Raw genomic sequence first — 17282 nt, forward strand, 5'->3', positions numbered from 1 at the left:
GCGCCGGCGCGCCCGCCGCGTACACGGAAGGGCCGGTACCCGCTCGGGTACCGGCCCTTCCCCATGGGTCTCACACCCCGGCGACGACCTCCGCCGCGGCGGTGCCGCACACCCGCGCCGCCCCGTGCGTCGCGATGTGCAGGGCCCCGCGTGCCGGCGCCTGGTTCACGCCCATCTCGACGACCACGGTGTCCGGGCGGGCGGCCAGCAGCCCGTCCAGGGCGGCCGCCATCCACGGGTGGCGGTGGGCGTCCCGTACGACCGCGACGACCCGCCGCTCCCCCGCGTCCCGCAGCACCCGGTCCACGGCGGCGTCGGCGGCGTACGTCCCCGTCGTGGTGCCCGGCAGGAGCCGCGCCAGCTCGGGGCCGACGCCCCAGGGGGTCTCGTCGCCGACCGCGATGTTGGCGACCGGGGCGAAGACGGCGACATGGGCGGGGCCGGTGAGCGGCTCGCGCCGGCCGGTGACGGTCAGCGCGCGGCGCGCGGCCACCAGACCGATGCCGGTGCCGGGCGCGCTCCCCTCCTCGATGGGCGCGCCCGGCTCCGTCGTGGGCCCCCCGGCCCGGTGCGCCCGGGTCCAGGACGCGAGGGCGCGCACCCGCGCCGCCGCGTCGGCCAGCCGCTCCTCGGCCAGTTCGCCGGTTCGTACCGCGTCGACCAGCGCGTCGCGCAGGCGCAGGACGGTCTCCTCGTCGGCCAGGCCGCCGCCGACGCAGATGGCGTCGGCGCCCGCCGCGAGCGCGAGGACGGAGCCGCGCTCGATGCCGTACGTCGAGGCGATGGCCTGCATCTCCATGCCGTCGGTGACGATCAGGCCCTCGAAGCCCAGCTCCTGGCGCAGCAGACCGGTGAGGATCCGCGGGCTCAGGGTCGCCGGGCGGTCCGGGTCGAGCGCGGGAAGCAGGATATGCGCGCTCATCACCGATTTGGTACCCGCCGCGATCGCGGCGCGGAAGGGCACCAGCTCACGGGCGTGCAGTGTGTCGAGGTCCACATCGACGCGGGGCATGGCGAGGTGGGAGTCGACATTGGTGTCGCCGTGGCCGGGGAAGTGCTTGGTGCACGCGACGACGCCCACGGACTGGAGGCCCTCGACGTAAGCCACGGTGTGGCGGGCGGCCAGTTCCGGGTCGGAGCCGAAGGACCGTACGCCGATGACCGGGTTGTCCGGGTCGGAGTTGACGTCCGCGGAGGGCGCCCAGTTGAAGTCGACGCCGCAGGCGGCCAGGCGGCGGCCGAGCTCCGCCGCGACGGCCCTGGTCAGGCCGGTGTCGTCGACCGTGCCGAGGGCGAGGTTGCCGGGGAAGGAGGAGCCGGTGCGGACCTCCAGCCGGGTGACGTCCCCGCCCTCCTCGTCGATGGCGACCAGGACGTCGTCCCGCTCGGCCCGCAGCCGGGCGGTGAGCGCCGCCAGTTGGGCGTCGTCGCTGATGTTCCGCCCGAACAGGCCCACCGCGGACAGGCCTTCGCCGATGCGCCGCAGCAGCCAGTCGGGCGGGGTGGTGCCGGTGAAGCCGGGCTGGAGCACGGTGAGCGCGTCCCTGACCAGGGTCGGGGAGGCGCCGCGTACGAGAGTCGTCATGGGGTGCCGTTATCCCTTCACTGCGCCGGCGGTCATACCGCCGACGGCCCGGCGCTGGAGGAAGAGGAACACGATGAGGACGGGCAGGGCGAAGAGCGAGGAGGCGGCCATGGTGGCGCCCCAGTCGTTGCCGAAGGCCGTCTGGAACTGGGTGAGCCACAGGGGCAGGGTCTGCGCGGTCTTCTCCTTGTTCAGGATCAGGACCATCGCGAACTCGTTCCAGGCCGTGATGAAGCCGAAGAGCGAGGTCGACATCAGGCCGGGCGCCAGCAGCGGGAAGATCACCTTGCGGAAGGCCTGGCCGCGGGTGCAGCCGTCGATCTGGGCCGCCTCCTCCAGCTCCACCGGGACGGCGGCGATGAAGCCGCGCAGGGTCCAGATGGTGAAGGGCAGCACCATGACGAAGTAGATCGCGGTCAGCAGCGGGATGCTGTTCAGCATGTCGCCGTCCCGGGCGATCATGTACATCACGATGACCATGACCTCCCAGGGGGCCATCTGCGCCATCATCACGCCCAGCACCAGGCCCTTGCGGCCGCGGAACTTCATCCGGGCGACGGCGAAGCTCGCCGCCAGGGCGACGACCAGGGCCAGCAGGACGGCTCCGATCGTGACGGTGAGGCTGTTGCCCACGTACGTCCAGAACAGGTCGACGCCGGTGGCGGTCGGGTAGTTCTCGAACGTCGGGACGAAGAGGAACACCGGGTCCTTGCTGAGGATCTCCGACTGCGGCTTCAGCGAGGAGCTGAGCATCCAGTAGACGGGGAAGACGAACAGCGCGGCCAGGACGAGCGCGGCGGCGTTCTTGGCGACCGTCCCCGGCCGGAGCGGCTTCCTGCGGCGGAGGACCTGCGGGGTGGGGGCGGCGGCCTCGGTGGTGGCGGTGGTGGTGCTCACTGCTCCTCCTCCTGCTTCAGGATCAGGCGGAAGTAGAAGGACATGGCCGCGATCAGCATCACGATGGTCAGTACGGAGATGGCGGCGGCGACCCCGTAGTGGAACTGCCCCTGGCCCTCGATGTAGGCGAACACGGGCAGGGTCTCCGACCCCCGGTCGGGGCCGCCGAGGTTCATCGCGTACACCTGGGCGAACGCCTTGAAGATCCAGATGATCTCCAGGAACGTGGTGATCAGGAAGAACGGCTTGAGGTTGGGGAAGACCACGGACCAGAACGTCCGCCAGCCGTTCGCGCCGTCCATCTTCGCCGCCTCGTACAGCTCGCCGCCGACGGTGGTGAGGGCCGCGTACATGTTGAGCGCGACGAACGGGATCGAGCCCCAGACCAGCAGGATCATCACGATCACGAGGGTGGAGAAGCCGGTCTCGAACCAGTTGTGCTGTTCGTAGCCCGCGAAGCCGAGGGTGCGCAGCAGCCAGTTGACGACGCCGAACTGCTCGTCGAACAGCCACCGGAAGACGGTGACGGAGGCGACGATCGGCATGGCCCAGGCGAGCATCAGCGACAGGGACAGCACCAGGCGCATCTTGGTGCCGAGCCGGTTGAGCAGCAGGCCGATCAGGGTGCCGAGGAGCATGATCAGGGCGACGTTGGCCGCCGTGAAGACGACGCTGCGGACCACGACGGTCCAGAACTGGGAGTCCCCCAGCAGCTCGGTGTAGTTCTCGACGCCGTTCCACTCGGGCTTCCGGGTGATCAGTTCCCTCCGGCCGACCTGCTGGAAGGAGAGGATCACGTTGCGGACGAGCGGGTAGAGCAGGAGCACCGCCATGGACAGGACGGCGGGGGCGATCAGCAGGTAGGGCAGCACCCCGCCGGGCAGGGAGCGCCTGCCGCGAGGAGGCTTCGGGGCGTTCTTCGAGCCGGCCGGGGGTGGCGGGGTCTTCGGCGTCCCCGCCGCGCTCCCGGGCGCGTCCTGGGGGGCGGCGCTCACCGCTCCCTGGGAGTCCACGGTCATGGTCTTCTTCCTCGCGGTTCTGTGCTGACCGGGTCATGGACCCGGTGGTGCGACCGGCATGGGGTCACCGGTCGCACCACCGGGGGGCTGGCGACCGCCGCGGGCCGCACCCCTGGGGCGACCCGCGGCGGTGCGGTCACTGCTGGTTGACGCGCTCGGTGATCACCTTGTCGGCCGCCTCGCCGGCCTTCTTGGCGTCCTCGCCCTTCAGGACCTTGGTCATGTAGTCCTTGATCGGGTTGGGAGCGGTCTCGACGTTCGCCCAGCCCGGGGTGACCGGGGTGATCTTGCCGACGGGCGCGGCCTTGGCCATCGCCTCGGCGAAGGAGCCGGCGGCCGGCTTGAACTGCGCCGCGTCGTTGTTGGGGAGCAGCGCGCCCTGGGTGGCCTCGGCGTACTTGGCCATGTGCTCCTTGCCGGCGGCGAGCGCCAGCCACTCCTTGGCCAGGTCCTTGTTCCGCGAGCGCTCGGACACCGCGAGGTTCGAGCCGCCGAAGAAGACGGAGCCGGGCTTGTCGGCGGTCTTGCCCGGGATGGGGAAGTAGCCGAAGTCGGCGGTCTTGCCGGCCTTCTTCATGGCGTCGATCGCGCCGCCGGCCTCCCAGCCGAGGCCGATCCAGGACGCCACGCCGCCCTTGGGGACGATGTCGGTGGACTGCTGGGGGGTCGCCTCGTCCTTGTCCTTGGGAGCGGTCGAGTACGACTGGAGCTCCTTGTAGAAGTTCATGGCGGCCACGGCCTCGGGGGAGGACAGGTTGCCCTTCCACTTGTCGCCGTCCTTGACGGCGAGGTCGCCGCCCTCGTCCCAGACGAAGCCCGCGTAGACGTACCAGCTCTGGCCGGGCAGGTAGATCGGCTGGGTCTTGGCGTCGGACGCCTTGAGCTTCTTGAGGCCGTCGATCCACTCGGCGCGGGTCTTCGGCGGGGTCACGCCGGCCTTCTTGTAGGCGGCCTTGTCGTAGACGACGACACGGTTGGCGGCGTACCAGGGGGCGGAGTAGAGCTTGCCGTCCAGCTCGTTGGAGGCGAGCATGCCCTTGTTCCAGCCGTCGGCCCCGAGCTCGGCCTTGTCCTCGGTGAGGTCGGCGAGGCCACCGGTGGCGGCGTAGCCGGCGGTCTGGGTGTTGCCGAGCTCGATGACGTCCGGCGGGGCGTCCTCGGAGAGGGCCGTGGTGACCTTCTCCTGGATGCCGTTCCACTGCTGGATCTCGACCTTGACCTTGACGCCCTTGTGCTTGGCCTCGAACTCCTTGTTGACGTTCTTGATCCACGCGTCGGGAGCCGAGCCGTCCATCACCCAGACGGTCAGGGTCTTGTCGCCACCGGCGTCGGAGCCGCCCCCCTTGCCGTCGTCCGAGCCACACGCGGCAATACCGACCATCATGCCCGCGACGCCTATCGCCGCGATGAGCTTGCGCTTCACGCCACCCTCCTCAGGGATGCCTGCAAACCCTGCCCCCACCGCGAAGCCATACCGGTGTACTGCCCGTGCTGCCCGTGGGACTGGGACCTGGTCTTTAATGGTTTAGACCAGTAACCCGGAGCTTGGCCTAGACCTTTAGGGGTGTCAAGGGTGTATAAGAAGGGCAGTCGGGTCCGTTACCGGACCGACACCTGAGGGAGGGCGACGACCCGTGACCGGTCCGTGCCACCATGTGAGCCGCAATAGACGGAGGAGCCGGTGACGGCAACAGCACAGGAGTCGGGAAGGCGGGTCATGGCCACGGATGGAGGCGGCACCGAGACCGAGGGCGGGGCAGCCACCCGCACCGCGCGCGTGCCCAAGTACTACCGCCTCAAGCGGCACCTGCTGGACATGACGGAGACCATGCCCCCCGGTACGCCCGTACCGCCGGAGCGGACGCTCGCCGCCGAGTTCGACACGTCCCGCACGACCGTCCGGCAGGCGCTCCAGGAACTGGTCGTCGAGGGACGGCTGGAGCGCATCCAGGGCAAGGGCACGTTCGTCGCCAAGCCCAAGGTCTCGCAGGCGCTCCAGCTCACCTCGTACACCGAGGACATGCGCGCGCAGGGCCTGGAGCCCACCTCGCAGCTCCTCGACATCGGGTACGTGACGGCGGACGACACCCTCGCCGGGCTGCTCGACATCTCCCCCGGCGGCCGGGTGCTGCGCATCGAGCGGCTGCGGCTGGCGAGCGGCGAGCCGATGGCCATCGAGACGACCCACCTGTCGGCCAAGCGCTTCCCGGCGCTGCGGCGGTCGCTGGTCAAGTACACCTCGCTCTACACGGCGCTGGCCGAGGTGTACGACGTCCACCTCGCCGAGGCGGAGGAGACCATCGAGACCTCCCTGGCGACGCCCCGGGAGGCGGGCCTGCTCGGGACCGACGTGGGCCTGCCGATGCTGATGCTCTCCCGGCACTCGCTGGACGAGAACGGCGAACCGGTGGAATGGGTGCGCTCGGTGTACCGGGGCGACCGGTACAAGTTCGTGGCCCGTCTCAAGCGGCCCAACGGCTGACGCCACCGAGATCCTTACGAGACCCGTCCGTTATCCGGACCGGGGTTCCGCGCGGCGGACCGGTCCCCTAGATTGCGTGCGCATTACGCCATGTGATCAGCGAGGGGACGGAGTCGCCGTATGACACAGGAGAAACAACCAGCAATCACCCCGGTGCGGGTGGTGGTGGCGCTCTGTCTGTTCGCGCCCTTCGTGGCGATGCTGTGGGTCGGCTCGTACGCGAAGGTCGAGCCGACCCTCGCCGGGATCCCGTTCTTCTACTGGTACCAGATGGCCTGGGTCGTCATATCGACCGTGCTGACGATGGTCGCGTACCAGCTCTGGCACCGTGACCAGCGGGCCCGCGCGGCGGCGCGCGGGTCCTCGGCCCCCTCCGCCCAGGGGGGTGCGTCGCGGTGAACGACGGCGTGAACGGCGTCGCGCTCGCCGTCTTCATCTTCTTCTTCCTGGCCGTCACGGTCATGGGCTTCATGGCCTCGCGCTGGCGCAAGGCCGAGAACGAGCACAGCCTCGACGAATGGGGCCTGGGCGGCCGCTCGTTCGGCACCTGGATCACCTGGTTCCTGCTGGGCGGCGACCTCTACACGGCGTACACCTTCGTCGCCGTCCCGGCGGCGATCTACGCGGCCGGCGCGGCCGGCTTCTTCGCCGTCCCCTACACGATCCTCGTCTACCCGCTGATCTTCACCTTCCTGCCGCGCCTGTGGTCGGTGTCCCACAAGCACGGGTACGTCACCACCTCCGACTTCGTCCGGGGACGGTTCGGCTCGAAGGGCCTGTCGCTGGCGGTGGCCGTGACCGGCATCCTCGCCACCATGCCGTACATCGCGCTCCAGCTCGTCGGCATCCAGGCGGTGCTCGACGTGATGGGCGTGGGCGGTGGCGAGACCACCCACTGGTTCGTCAAGGACCTGCCGCTGCTCATCGCCTTCGGTGTCCTCGCGGCGTACACCTACTCCTCCGGGCTGCGGGCGCCGGCGATGATCGCCTTCGTCAAGGACACGCTCATCTACATCGTCATCGCGGTGGCGATCATCTACATCCCCATCAAGCTCGGCGGCTTCGACGAGATCTTCAGCAAGGCGGGCGAGGCCTACGCGCAGATCAACCCGGCGACCGACAAGCCGCGCGGCGCGCTGGTGCCCGGGGAGATGGGCCAGTGGGGGTACGCGACGCTCGCGCTCGGCTCGGCGCTGGCGCTGTTCATGTACCCGCACTCCATCACGGCGACGCTGTCCTCGCGCAGCCGTGACGTGATCCGCCGCAACACCACCATCCTGCCGCTGTACTCGCTGATGCTGGGCCTGCTGGCCCTGCTGGGCTTCATGGCGATCGCGGCCGGCGTGAAGGTGCAGAACGGCCAGCTCGCCATCCCGCAGCTGTTCGAGGACATGTTCCCGGACTGGTTCACGGGCGTCGCCTTCGCGGCCATCGGCATCGGCGCGCTGGTCCCGGCGGCCATCATGTCGATCGCCGCCGCCAACCTGTTCACCCGCAACATCTACAAGGACTTCCTGAAGCCGGACGCCACGCCGGAGCAGGAGACCAAGGTGTCCAAGCTGGTGTCGCTGCTGGTCAAGGTGGGCGCGCTGGCCTTCGTGCTCACCATGGACAAGACGGTCGCCATCAACTTCCAGCTCCTCGGCGGCATCTGGATCCTCCAGACCCTGCCGGCGCTGGTGGGCGGCCTGTTCACCCGGTGGTTCCACCGCTGGGCGCTGCTGGCCGGCTGGGCGGTCGGCATGGTCTACGGCACGGCGGCGGCGTACGGCGTCGCCAGCCCGACCCAGAAGCACTTCGGCGGCTCGTCCGCCGAGATCCCGGGCATCGGCGAGATCGGCTACATCGGTCTGACGGCGTTCGTCCTCAACGCCCTGGTCGTGGTGGTCCTGACGTTCGTGCTCCGGGCGACCAACGCGCCGGACGGCGTCGACGAGACGTCCCCCGGGGACTACACGGCCGACGCGGGCGACCCGGGCGTGAAGGTGGAGCTCCCTCCGGCCACGGCGGGCGCCGGGCACTGACCCATCCGCGTACGAGGGCCGTCGTGCCTCCCCCGGTGGGGGCACGGCGGCCCGTTCGTTGTGCACTCTGGCCCCATGGACATCACCATCAGGGCGGTACGGCCGGAAGAACACGAGACGCTCGCCGACGTCACGGCCCAGGCCTACCTCGGCGACGGGTTGCTGGCCTTCGGGGAGAGCGACGAGTACCTGATCGAGCTGCGGGACGTGGCCGGGCGCGCCGCGCGGGCCGAGGTGCTGGTCGCGGTCGCGGAGGACGAACGGGTGCTCGGGGGCGTGACGTTCGTCCCCCGGGGCGGCGGTCCGTGGGGCGGGCACGCGCGGGACGGGGAGGCGGAGTTCCGGATGCTGGCGGTGGCGCGGGCGGCCCGGCGGCGCGGCGCGGGCGAGGCGCTCGTACGGGCGTGCGTGGAGCGGGCGCGGGAGGTGGAGGGGTGCCGGCGGCTGGTGGTGTCCTCGTGGCAGTCCATGCGGGCGGCGCACCGGATCTGTGAGCGGCTGGGGTTCGACCGGACCCCGGAACGGGACTGGCAGGCCGCTCCGGGCGTCACGCTCCGCACCTACGCCGTGGAACTCTGAGCCCCGGTCGACACAACATGTGGGGGGTGCCTCAATCGGCGCCCCCCACATGTATGCTCGTCCTCGCTGTCGCCGCAGGGGAATCCGGTGCAATTCCGGAACTGTCCCGCAACGGTGTGTTGGTGTGCCTCTGGGTACGTACGAGTCCGAAGACCTGCCGACAGCGCGCCCGGACCGTCCGGCCCGGGTGCCCAGACGTCCGGGCCTCGCGGAGTGGGCCGGTGGACGCGGTGCCCTGCGCCCCCGTACCCGGGCGTGCCCGCTCCCCTGCCCGCGCCGCCGGTGGCCCCGAGCCGAGCGAGGGAGAGCCCCCACGTGACCATCGCGCCAGCCGATCCGGTTTCAGCGATCGAGAGCGACGGAAACGACGGACCCGGGACCGTACTGCTGCGGACCCTGACCGACCTCACCGCCGATCTGCCCGACACCGACCCCGGCCGGGTCGCCGCCGCCGCGCTGCGCGGCCGGCACGCCGGGTCCGACGAGGCGGAGCTCCGGGAGCTCGCCACCGAGGCGGCCGCCGGTCTGATCGCCGAGGACCCGGCGTACTCCCGGCTCGCGGCGCGGCTGCTGGCCCGGACCATCGCGGAGGAGGCGGCGGGGCAGGGCGCGGTGGCGTTCTCGGCGTCGGTGGCCGTCGGGCACCGGGAGGGCCTGATCGCGGACCGCACGGCCGCGTTCGTCTCGCTCCACGCGGACCGGATGGACGCGCTGGTCGACCCGGCCGGGGACGACCGGTTCGGCTACTTCGGGCTGCGGACGCTGTACTCGCGCTACCTGCTCCGCCACCCGCTCACCCGCAAGGTGATCGAGACGCCCCAGCACTTCATGCTGCGGGTGGCGGCGGGCCTCGCCGAGGACGACTCGGTGCGCGCCCTGGACGAGGTCGCGGCGCTGTACGGGCTGATGAGCCGGCTGGACTACCTGCCCTCCTCCCCCACGCTGTTCAACTCCGGCACGCGACACCCGCAGATGTCCTCGTGCTACCTGCTGGACTCCCCGCTGGACGAGCTGGACTCCATCTACGACCGCTACCACCAGGTCGCGCGGCTGTCGAAGCACGCGGGCGGCATCGGCCTGTCGTACTCCCGCATCCGGGCGCGCGGTTCGCTGATCCGGGGCACCAACGGGCACTCCAACGGCATCGTGCCGTTCCTGAAGACGCTGGACGCCTCGGTGGCGGCAGTGAACCAGGGCGGGCGGCGCAAGGGCGCGGCGGCGGTGTACCTGGAGACGTGGCACGCCGACATCGAGGAGTTCCTGGAGCTTCGGGACAACACCGGTGAGGACGCCCGGCGCACCCACAACCTGAACCTGGCGCACTGGGTCCCCGACGAGTTCATGCGCCGGGTCGACGCCGACGCCGAGTGGTCGCTGTTCTCGCCGGCCGACGTGCCGGAACTGGTCGACCTGTGGGGCGAGGCGTTCGACGCCGCCTACCGCGCCGCCGAAGCGAAGGGCCTGGCCCGCAAGACCATGCCCGCCCGGGACCTGTACGGCCGGATGATGCGGACCCTGGCGCAGACCGGCAACGGCTGGATGACGTTCAAGGACGCCTCCAACCGCACGGCCAACCAGACGGCGCAGCCGGGCCACACGGTCCACTCCTCGAACCTGTGCACCGAGATCCTGGAGGTCACGGACGACGGGGAGACCGCCGTCTGCAACCTGGGCTCGGTGAACCTCGGCGCGTTCGTCAGCGGCGGCGACCTCGACTGGGAGCGGCTGGACGCGACCGTCCGCACGGCCGTCACGTTCCTGGACCGGGTCGTCGACATCAACTTCTACCCGACCGAGCAGGCCGGGCGCTCCAACGCGAAGTGGCGGCCGGTGGGCCTGGGCGCGATGGGCCTCCAGGACGTGTTCTTCCAGCTCGGGCTGCCGTTCGACTCGCCCGCGGCCAGGGCCCTGTCGACGCGTATCGCCGAGCGGATCATGCTGGCCGCGTACGAGGCGTCCGCCGACCTCGCCGAGCGCAACGGCCCGCTGCCGGCCTGGAAGAAGACCCGTACCGCGCGCGGGGTGCTGCACCCCGACCACTACGACGTCGAGCTGAACTGGCCGGAGCGGTGGGAGGCGCTGCGCGCCCGCATCGCCGAGGTCGGCATGCGCAACTCGCTGCTGCTGGCCATCGCGCCGACGGCGACGATCGCCTCGATCGCGGGCGTGTACGAGTGCATCGAGCCGCAGGTGTCCAACCTGTTCAAGCGCGAGACGCTGTCGGGCGAGTTCCTCCAGGTCAACTCCTACCTGGTGGCCGAGCTGAAGCGGCTCGGCGTGTGGGACGCGAAGACCCGTGAGGCGCTGCGCGAGTCCAGCGGCTCGGTCCAGGGCTTCACCTGGATCCCGGCCGAGGTGCGCGAGCTGTACCGGACGGCGTGGGAGATCCCGCAGCGCGGCCTGATCGACATGGCGGCGGCCCGTACGCCGTTCCTGGACCAGTCGCAGTCGCTGAACCTGTTCCTGGAGACGCCGACCATCGGCAAGCTGTCGTCGATGTACGCGTACGCCTGGAAGCAGGGCCTGAAGACGACGTACTACCTGCGCTCGCGCCCGGCGACCCGGATCGCCCGCGCGGCCCGGGCGTCCGTCCCCGTCCCCGCGCAGGTGACCCCGGAGGACGCGGTCGCCTGCTCCCTTGAGAACCCCGAGTCCTGCGAGGCCTGCCAGTGATGTCCGCTTCCCCCGAGAAGAACCTGCTCGACCCGGGTTTCGAACTGACCCTCCGCCCGATGCGCTACCCGGACTTCTACGAGCGCTACCGGGACGCCATCAAGAACACCTGGACGGTGGAGGAGGTCGACCTCCACTCCGACGTGGCGGACCTCGCCAAGCTGACGCCCGGTGAGCAGCACCTGATCGGCCGGCTGGTCGCGTTCTTCGCGACCGGTGACTCGATCGTGGCGAACAACCTGGTGCTGACGCTGTACAAGCACATCAACTCCCCCGAGGCGCGGCTGTACCTGTCGCGGCAGCTCTTCGAGGAGGCCGTGCACGTCCAGTTCTACCTGACGCTGCTGGACACCTACCTGCCCGATCCGAAGGACCGGGCGGCGGCGTTCGACGCCGTGGAGAACATCCCCTCCATCCGGGAGAAGGCGCAGTTCTGCTTCCGCTGGATGGACTCGGTGGAGAAGATCGAGCGGCTGGAGACGAAGGCCGACCGGCGCCGCTTCCTGCTGAACCTGATCTGCTTCGCCGCCTGCATCGAGGGTCTGTTCTTCTACGGCGCCTTCGCGTACGTGTACTGGTTCCGCTCGCGCGGTCTGCTGCACGGCCTGGCGACCGGCACCAACTGGGTGTTCCGCGACGAGACGATGCACATGAACTTCGCGTTCGAGGTCGTGGACACCGTCCGCAAGGAGGAGCCGGACCTCTTCGACGATGCGCTCCAGCAGCAGGTCACCGACATGCTGCGGGAGGCCGTCGAGGCGGAGCTCCAGTTCGGCCGCGACCTGTGCGGTGACGGCCTGCCGGGCATGAACACCGAGTCGATGCGGCAGTACCTGGAGTGCGTGGCCGACCAGCGCCTGACGCGTCTGGGCTTCGCCCCGGTGTACGGCTCGGAGAACCCGTTCTCCTTCATGGAGCTCCAGGGCGTCCAGGAGCTGACGAACTTCTTCGAGCGCCGCCCGTCCGCCTACCAGGTGGCGGTGGAGGGCTCGGTCGACCTCGACGAGGACTTCTAGGAGGTCTTGTCGATCAGACCGGTCGTGCGCCGAGCGTCGCCGCGGGCCCGGGTGAGGGTCCGCGGCGACGGGTGTCCGCCGGGCGCCGCGGCCCGCGCAACTGGCGGTCGACGGCGCGCTCCCGGGCGTGCCCGACGAGCGAGGGCAGGGCGAGAAGGACGAAGAGGGCGACGGGGACGAAGGCGTTCAGGACCGTTGTCATGTCTTCCACTGTCGTCCTCGCGGCGGGAAAAGATCAGTGGCAGGACTGTCACCGACCATCGAATTACTGCCAGGGCCGTGCCATGCTCGTCGCATGCTGAGGAATGTGGCGGCCGTCCTGCTGGACGGCGTGAACCCCTTCGAACTCGGGGTGGTCTGCGAGGTCTTCGGCCTCGACCGGAGCGACGACGGGCTGCCCGTCCACGACTTCGCCGTGGTGTCCGCCGAGGGCCCCCGGCTGCGCACGCACGCCGGTTTCACGATCGGGACGGAGCACGGTCTCGAACGGCTGGCGGAGGCGGACCTGGTCGCGGTTCCCGCGGGCGGCCGCTATGCGCAGCGCCCCTACCCCGAGCCCCTGCTCGCGGCCCTGCGCGACGCCGTCGACCGCGGGGCGCGGGTGCTGTCCGTCTGCACCGGCGCCTTCGTGCTGGGCGCGGCCGGGCTGCTCGACGGCCGCCGCTGCACGACGCACTGGCGGCACGCGGCCGAGCTGGCCCGGCGCCACCCGCGGGCGCTGGTGGACCCCGACGTGCTGTACGTCGACGACGGCCCGGTCATCACCTCGGCGGGTACGGCCGCCGGAGTCGACGCCTGTCTGCACCTGGTGCGCCAGGAGTACGGGCACGAGGTGGCCAACACCATCGCCCGCCGCATGGTGGTGCCCCCGCACCGGGCCGGCGGCCAGGCCCAGTACGTCGACCGGCCCCTGCCGCGCACCCGCTGCGACACGGTCGGGGACGTCCTGGACTGGATGGAGCGGCACCTGGACCGGGAGATCACCGTGGAGCAGCTGGCGGCGCGGGCCCACATGTCCCCGCGCACGTTCGCCCGCCGGTTCCAGCAGGAGACCGGGACGACGCCCTACCGCTGGCTCCTGCGCCAGCGGGTGCTGCTGGCACAGGAGTTGCTGGAGGCCACGGACGACACGGTGGACGCGATCGCGGGCCGGTCGGGGTTCGGGAACGCGGCCGCGCTGCGGCACCACTTCCTGCGCACCCTGGGGACGACCCCGAACACGTACCGCCGCACCTTCCGCGGGCCGGCGCGGGTGGCCTGAGCCGTCAGACGCCGCAGGCGGAGGCGGACCAGAAGCGGCTCGCGCGGTGGTCGAGGTGGGTGTGGTCGCCGTGCCCGGCATAGCCGGGGCCGAGGATGCCGTGGAAGCCGTGGTTGTGGGCCTGCCGGGCGAGCCTGCACAGGGAGCGCGGGCCCGCGCCCAGGTCGGCGGCGTCCCCGTACAGGTGGCGGCTGCCGGACGCCCCGCCGACCGCGTCGTTGCAGGCGTGGGAGCGGAAGCCGCTGGTCACGGTGATGGGCTGGTCGCCGAGCGCGTGCCGCAGCGCCTCCAGCTTCCACATGGTGCGCAGCGCGCTGGCGTTGGCGGTGGCGGCGCTCATGGCTCCGCCGGCCCAGGTGGTGTCGCAGTCGTTCAGTTCGGCGTAGGTGAAGTGGACGGCGTGCAGTCGTCGTCCTGGAGTGCGTAGAGCTTGCCGAAGGTGGCCGGGCCCGCGACGCCGTCGGCCGTGAGTCCGTAGGCGGCCTGGAAGCGCTTGACCGCCGCGGTGGTCGCCGGGCCGTAGAACCCGTCGACGGCGAGGACGCCTCCGTAGCCGGGGTGGCCGGCGACGCGGATCCAGTGGCGGACGCGCGACGGCCCCGTCCCGGTCACCGGAACGGGGCCGCGGCGGAGCGGTCAGTCGTTGGGGACGACCGGGTAGCGGGGCGTCCCCTCGGCCATCTGCTTCAGCGCGTCCTTGCGGTCGCGCTTCGACAGGCGGTCGATGTACAGGTACCCGTACAGGTGGTCCGTCTCGTGCTGGAGGCAGCGGGCGAAGTAGCCGGTGCCCCGCACCTTGATGGGGTTGCCCTGGACGTCCTGGCCGCGCACCACCGCGTAGTCGGGGCGGGCCAGCGAGGCGTACGCGCCCGGCACGGACAGGCATCCCTCGTTGGAGTCGTCCAGGAGCCGCCGCTCCGGGGCCAGTTCCTCCAGCACCGGGTTGCACACCACGCCCACGTGCCGGACGCCCTCGTCGTCCATGCAGTCGTAGACGAAGACCTTCAGGTCGACGCCGATCTGGTTGGCGGCCAGGCCCACGCCCTCCGCCGTCCGCTGGCTGGCGAACATGTCGTCCACGAGCCGCGCCAGTTCGTCACCGAAGTCGGTGACGTCCTTGCACTCCTTGTGCAGCACCGGGTTGCCGACCACCGTGATCGGGCGGGAGGTGCCGCGCTCGCGGTACGCGCGCTCGCGCTCCTCGCAGTCCTCCGTGTCGACGATGAAGCCCTCGTCGTCGACCTGCTGAGCCGTCTCCTGCTGCGCCATGTCCGCTTCTGCGCCTTCCTGAGTACCCGATGCCCGCGCCGTGCCCGTACGGCACGCCGCGTTGTGCCCGTACAGCCTACGGGCCGCGAGCGACAGGGGTCAGCAGACTTCTTCGAGATCCCGCCACTCACGGCTGTCCGGGCTGTCCGCCACCCAGCCGTCCAGCAGCCCCCGCACCAGCCCGGCGGGCGCCGCGATGCCGCACTCCCGCTCGGGCACCCACAGCTCGCCCGGCGACCGGTGGCCCAGCGGCCCCGGATGCCCCGGCTCACTGTGGTCGTGCGGGTCCAGGTGCTCGCCCTCGCCCTCGGCGCTGGGCATCCGCGACTCGGAGCACGCCCGGCACAGCAGCCGCACCGACGACGACCAGTCCTCGGCGGCGAACCCGGCGTCCGCCGCCAGCCGCTCCAGGGCGTCCCGGTCGGCCTCGGTGGCCGCCTCCAGCAGCACCACCCAGGTGGGCACCGGGGACGGCGCCCACAGTTCGATCTCGTCGAACACCGGGAAGCTGTGCCCCGCCGACGTCGTCCGTTCACCGTTCGGGACCCCGTCGTGCAGCACGACCTCGCCCCAGCGCCGGCCCGAGGACGGCAGCGGGATGGACAGCACCTCCACCCGGGCCGGGTCCAGCCGGCGGCCCCACACCACTTCGGCCTCGCCCTCCGGCGACAGCCGCACGGCGGCGCTGCCCAGCTCCATCCCGGTCGGCTCCCCGCCGGCCGCGGCCGCCCCGGGCACCTTCAGCCCGTAGGCCTGCCAGGCTCGGCGGGCCAGCGGCCAGTCCTGGAGGGCGGTGGCGGCGATGCCCACGTTCCACCAGTCGGGCGCACCGGTCTCCTTGTCGAGCAGCGCGACGGCCCGCAGCCCCGCGGTGCGCGCCTGCTCCCAGTCGTGCCGGAACTTGTGCAGCAGCGCCAGGTTGAACCAGGACTCCGAGAGCCAGGGCTCCAGGTCCGCCGCACGCGTCAGCAACGCACCCGCGTCCTCGTACCGCCCGTCCCCGATCAGCGTGAACGCGCGGTCGGTGGCCTGCCGCCACGAGGCGGAGGGCCGATGCCGTACCTTCCCGAAGATCCTCACGATTCCCGCCTGCCGGTCTGCCGGTCGCTGAAGGTCTCTGCCCCCGGACACCCTCTTGTTCGCATCCAACCATGCCGGGTCGCACGCCCGCTCATTACCCATGGGTTACCCCGGGGCCGACCCCGTGACGCCGCCGCGGGCGAGGACTCTGGCGAGTGACTCCACCACTTTCGGGTGATAGTCCCGCGCGGTGCCCAGCCGCAGCCGCTCCAGGGCGCTCAGCGCCCCGTCCGCGTTCCCCGCGCCTTCCCGGAACAGCTCGTCGTACGCGTTCACGGCGCGGACGATCCGGGCGGGCAGCGGCTGCTCCCGGTACGGGTCGGCCTGCCGCTCCACGACGACGGCGACGGCCGCCGGGGCGCCGGTCCGGCGCACCACGGCCCCGCCCAGCAGCGCGATGCGGCGCTGCTCGGCCTCCGGGAGGCGGGCCGTGGCTCCTTCCGGTACGGGATCGATCAGGGACAGCTGTCCGATGTCGTGCATCAGCGCGGCGTACTCCAGAACGGTCAGATCGGGCTCCGACAGTCCCAGCTCGCGTCCTACCGCACGGCTGAGCGCCGCCACCCGGTGGGCGTGTCCGGGGCGCGTGTACCCGGCGATCTCGGTGGCACGCGCGAGGGAGGCGATGGTCTGCCGGTAGGTGTCCCGGACGGACGCGTACCGGCGGAAGGAGAGCTGGGTGAGCAGCAGCGGCACGCAGAACACCGGCAGCGCCCACAGCCCGGCGACCGCCACCGCCAGGGCCATCACCGCGCCGGTGGCGCACACGGCGGACCCGATGCCGAGCCGGGCGCGCAGTTCGTCGCGCAGGAGCGGGCCGTACGGATGGCCGGTGCGCGAGCGCAGCAGCAGGGCGGCCAGCACCGCGTCGCACAGGGTGGTGAGCACCAGGAGGACCAGCAGGAACAGGACGTAGCCGTGTCCCCGTCCGACGGTCCGCAGCAGCTCGCCCGAGTTGTACAGGGGCTGGAAGCACAGGGCGGCGAAGCCGGCGGTGAGCACCCGGCGGGCCACGTGGTCGAGCGCGCGCCCCCGCCCCCGGGCCACCTGCGGTACGGCGCCGACGAGGGCGCCCGCGACGACCACGGCGACGATCTGGGCGACCCCGTGGGTGGTGGCCCGCCCGGCGGACTCGCCGAGCAGGGCGTACGCCAGGGCCCCGGCGGCCCCGAGGGGGGCGGGCTCCCTGCCCCGCGGGTCGTCCGGCGCCGGGGGCGGGCCGGCGTCCGGGCGGGCGCCCCGCCGGGCGAGTTCGCCCACGGTGACCAGGACCCCGAAGGCCAGCGCGGTTCCCGGCTCGGCGACCCCGTGCCAGAGCGTCCAGGCGAGTCCGGCCACCGCGACCGTCCCGGCGGCCGTGCGGAGCAGCGCGCCGGCCGTGGCCGGCACCCCCCACG

15 protein-coding genes, 1 pseudogene and 1 riboswitch are annotated in these 17282 nt (G+C 71.6%); of the genes and pseudogenes, 7 read left to right on the forward strand and 9 right to left on the reverse strand.

Annotated elements, in window-relative coordinates; translation table 11 throughout:
• Positions 1-70 precede the first annotated feature (70 nt).
• The 4 genes from ACF068_RS01625 to ACF068_RS01640 form a co-directional block, all read right to left on the reverse strand.
• Entirely contained in the window at positions 71-1585 is a 1515-nt protein-coding gene (locus ACF068_RS01625; RefSeq protein WP_392272133.1) for a glycoside hydrolase family 3 protein, read from the reverse strand.
• A 9-nt stretch (positions 1586-1594) separates the two neighbouring features.
• Entirely contained in the window at positions 1595-2371 is a 777-nt protein-coding gene (locus ACF068_RS01630; RefSeq protein ID WP_392272673.1) for a carbohydrate ABC transporter permease, read from the reverse strand.
• 107 nt (positions 2372-2478) lie between these two features.
• Entirely contained in the window at positions 2479-3501 is a 1023-nt protein-coding gene (locus tag ACF068_RS01635) for a carbohydrate ABC transporter permease (protein ID WP_392272134.1), read from the reverse strand.
• 136 nt (positions 3502-3637) lie between these two features.
• A complete protein-coding gene (locus tag ACF068_RS01640) occupies positions 3638-4924 on the reverse strand; it encodes an extracellular solute-binding protein (protein WP_392272135.1) in 1287 nt (428 codons plus the stop codon).
• A 294-nt stretch (positions 4925-5218) separates the two neighbouring features.
• On the opposite strand from ACF068_RS01640, the gene ACF068_RS01645 reads away from it, so the two are divergent.
• The 6 genes from ACF068_RS01645 to ACF068_RS01670 all read left to right on the forward strand — a co-directional run bounded on the left by ACF068_RS01645 (position 5219) and on the right by ACF068_RS01670 (position 12275).
• A complete protein-coding gene (locus ACF068_RS01645; RefSeq protein ID WP_366127527.1) occupies positions 5219-5983 on the forward strand; it encodes a GntR family transcriptional regulator in 765 nt (254 codons plus the stop codon).
• A 120-nt stretch (positions 5984-6103) separates the two neighbouring features.
• Complete coding sequence (locus ACF068_RS01650) at positions 6104-6382, forward strand: DUF3311 domain-containing protein (protein ID WP_392272136.1); 279 nt, start codon at positions 6104-6106, stop codon at positions 6380-6382.
• On the forward strand, positions 6379-8007 hold the full coding sequence (gene mctP / locus ACF068_RS01655; protein WP_392272137.1) for a monocarboxylate uptake permease MctP: 1629 nt from the start codon (positions 6379-6381) through the stop codon (positions 8005-8007). The genes ACF068_RS01650 and mctP overlap by 4 nt, the downstream gene beginning before the upstream one ends.
• 75 nt (positions 8008-8082) lie before the next feature.
• Positions 8083-8586, forward strand: coding sequence for a GNAT family N-acetyltransferase (locus tag ACF068_RS01660; protein WP_392272138.1), 504 nt, complete (start codon positions 8083-8085; stop codon positions 8584-8586).
• Positions 8587-8605: 19 nt separating this feature from the next.
• A riboswitch (cobalamin riboswitch) is annotated at positions 8606-8763 on the forward strand.
• Between the two features lie 138 nt (positions 8764-8901).
• Positions 8902-11259 (forward strand): ribonucleoside-diphosphate reductase subunit alpha, encoded by a 2358-nt coding sequence (locus ACF068_RS01665; protein ID WP_392272139.1) that lies wholly within the window; start codon positions 8902-8904, stop codon positions 11257-11259.
• The gene (locus tag ACF068_RS01670; RefSeq protein WP_392272140.1) at positions 11259-12275 is read left to right on the forward strand and encodes a ribonucleotide-diphosphate reductase subunit beta; all 1017 of its coding nucleotides are present in this window, start codon (positions 11259-11261) and stop codon (positions 12273-12275) included. The genes ACF068_RS01665 and ACF068_RS01670 overlap by 1 nt, the downstream gene beginning before the upstream one ends.
• A gap of 13 nt (positions 12276-12288) precedes the next feature.
• Here the strand turns inward: ACF068_RS01670 and ACF068_RS01675 are convergent, their stop codons facing one another.
• Positions 12289-12477, reverse strand: a complete 189-nt coding sequence (locus ACF068_RS01675) for a hypothetical protein (RefSeq protein ID WP_392272141.1) — start codon at positions 12475-12477, stop codon at positions 12289-12291.
• Positions 12478-12570: 93 nt separating this feature from the next.
• On the opposite strand from ACF068_RS01675, the gene ACF068_RS01680 reads away from it, so the two are divergent.
• Positions 12571-13536, forward strand: a complete 966-nt coding sequence (locus ACF068_RS01680) for a helix-turn-helix domain-containing protein (RefSeq protein WP_392272142.1) — start codon at positions 12571-12573, stop codon at positions 13534-13536.
• Positions 13537-13540: 4 nt separating this feature from the next.
• Here ACF068_RS01680 and ACF068_RS01685 read toward each other — a convergent pair.
• The 4 genes and pseudogenes from ACF068_RS01685 to ACF068_RS01700 form a co-directional block, all read right to left on the reverse strand.
• Positions 13541-14115 (reverse strand): annotated as a pseudogene (locus tag ACF068_RS01685) (D-Ala-D-Ala carboxypeptidase family metallohydrolase); the annotation flags it as partial.
• Between the two features lie 57 nt (positions 14116-14172).
• The gene (def, locus tag ACF068_RS01690; protein ID WP_392272143.1) at positions 14173-14805 is read right to left on the reverse strand and encodes a peptide deformylase; all 633 of its coding nucleotides are present in this window, start codon (positions 14803-14805) and stop codon (positions 14173-14175) included.
• Positions 14806-14904: 99 nt separating this feature from the next.
• A complete protein-coding gene (locus tag ACF068_RS01695) occupies positions 14905-15885 on the reverse strand; it encodes a hypothetical protein (RefSeq protein WP_189553039.1) in 981 nt (326 codons plus the stop codon).
• A 105-nt stretch (positions 15886-15990) separates the two neighbouring features.
• Complete coding sequence (locus tag ACF068_RS01700) at positions 15991-17274, reverse strand: HD-GYP domain-containing protein (protein WP_392272144.1); 1284 nt, start codon at positions 17272-17274, stop codon at positions 15991-15993.
• Positions 17275-17282 lie beyond the last annotated feature (8 nt).

The organism is Streptomyces sp. NPDC016309 (assembly GCF_043077235.1).
In the GTDB taxonomy this organism is placed as follows: Bacteria; Actinomycetota; Actinomycetes; order Streptomycetales; family Streptomycetaceae; genus Streptomyces.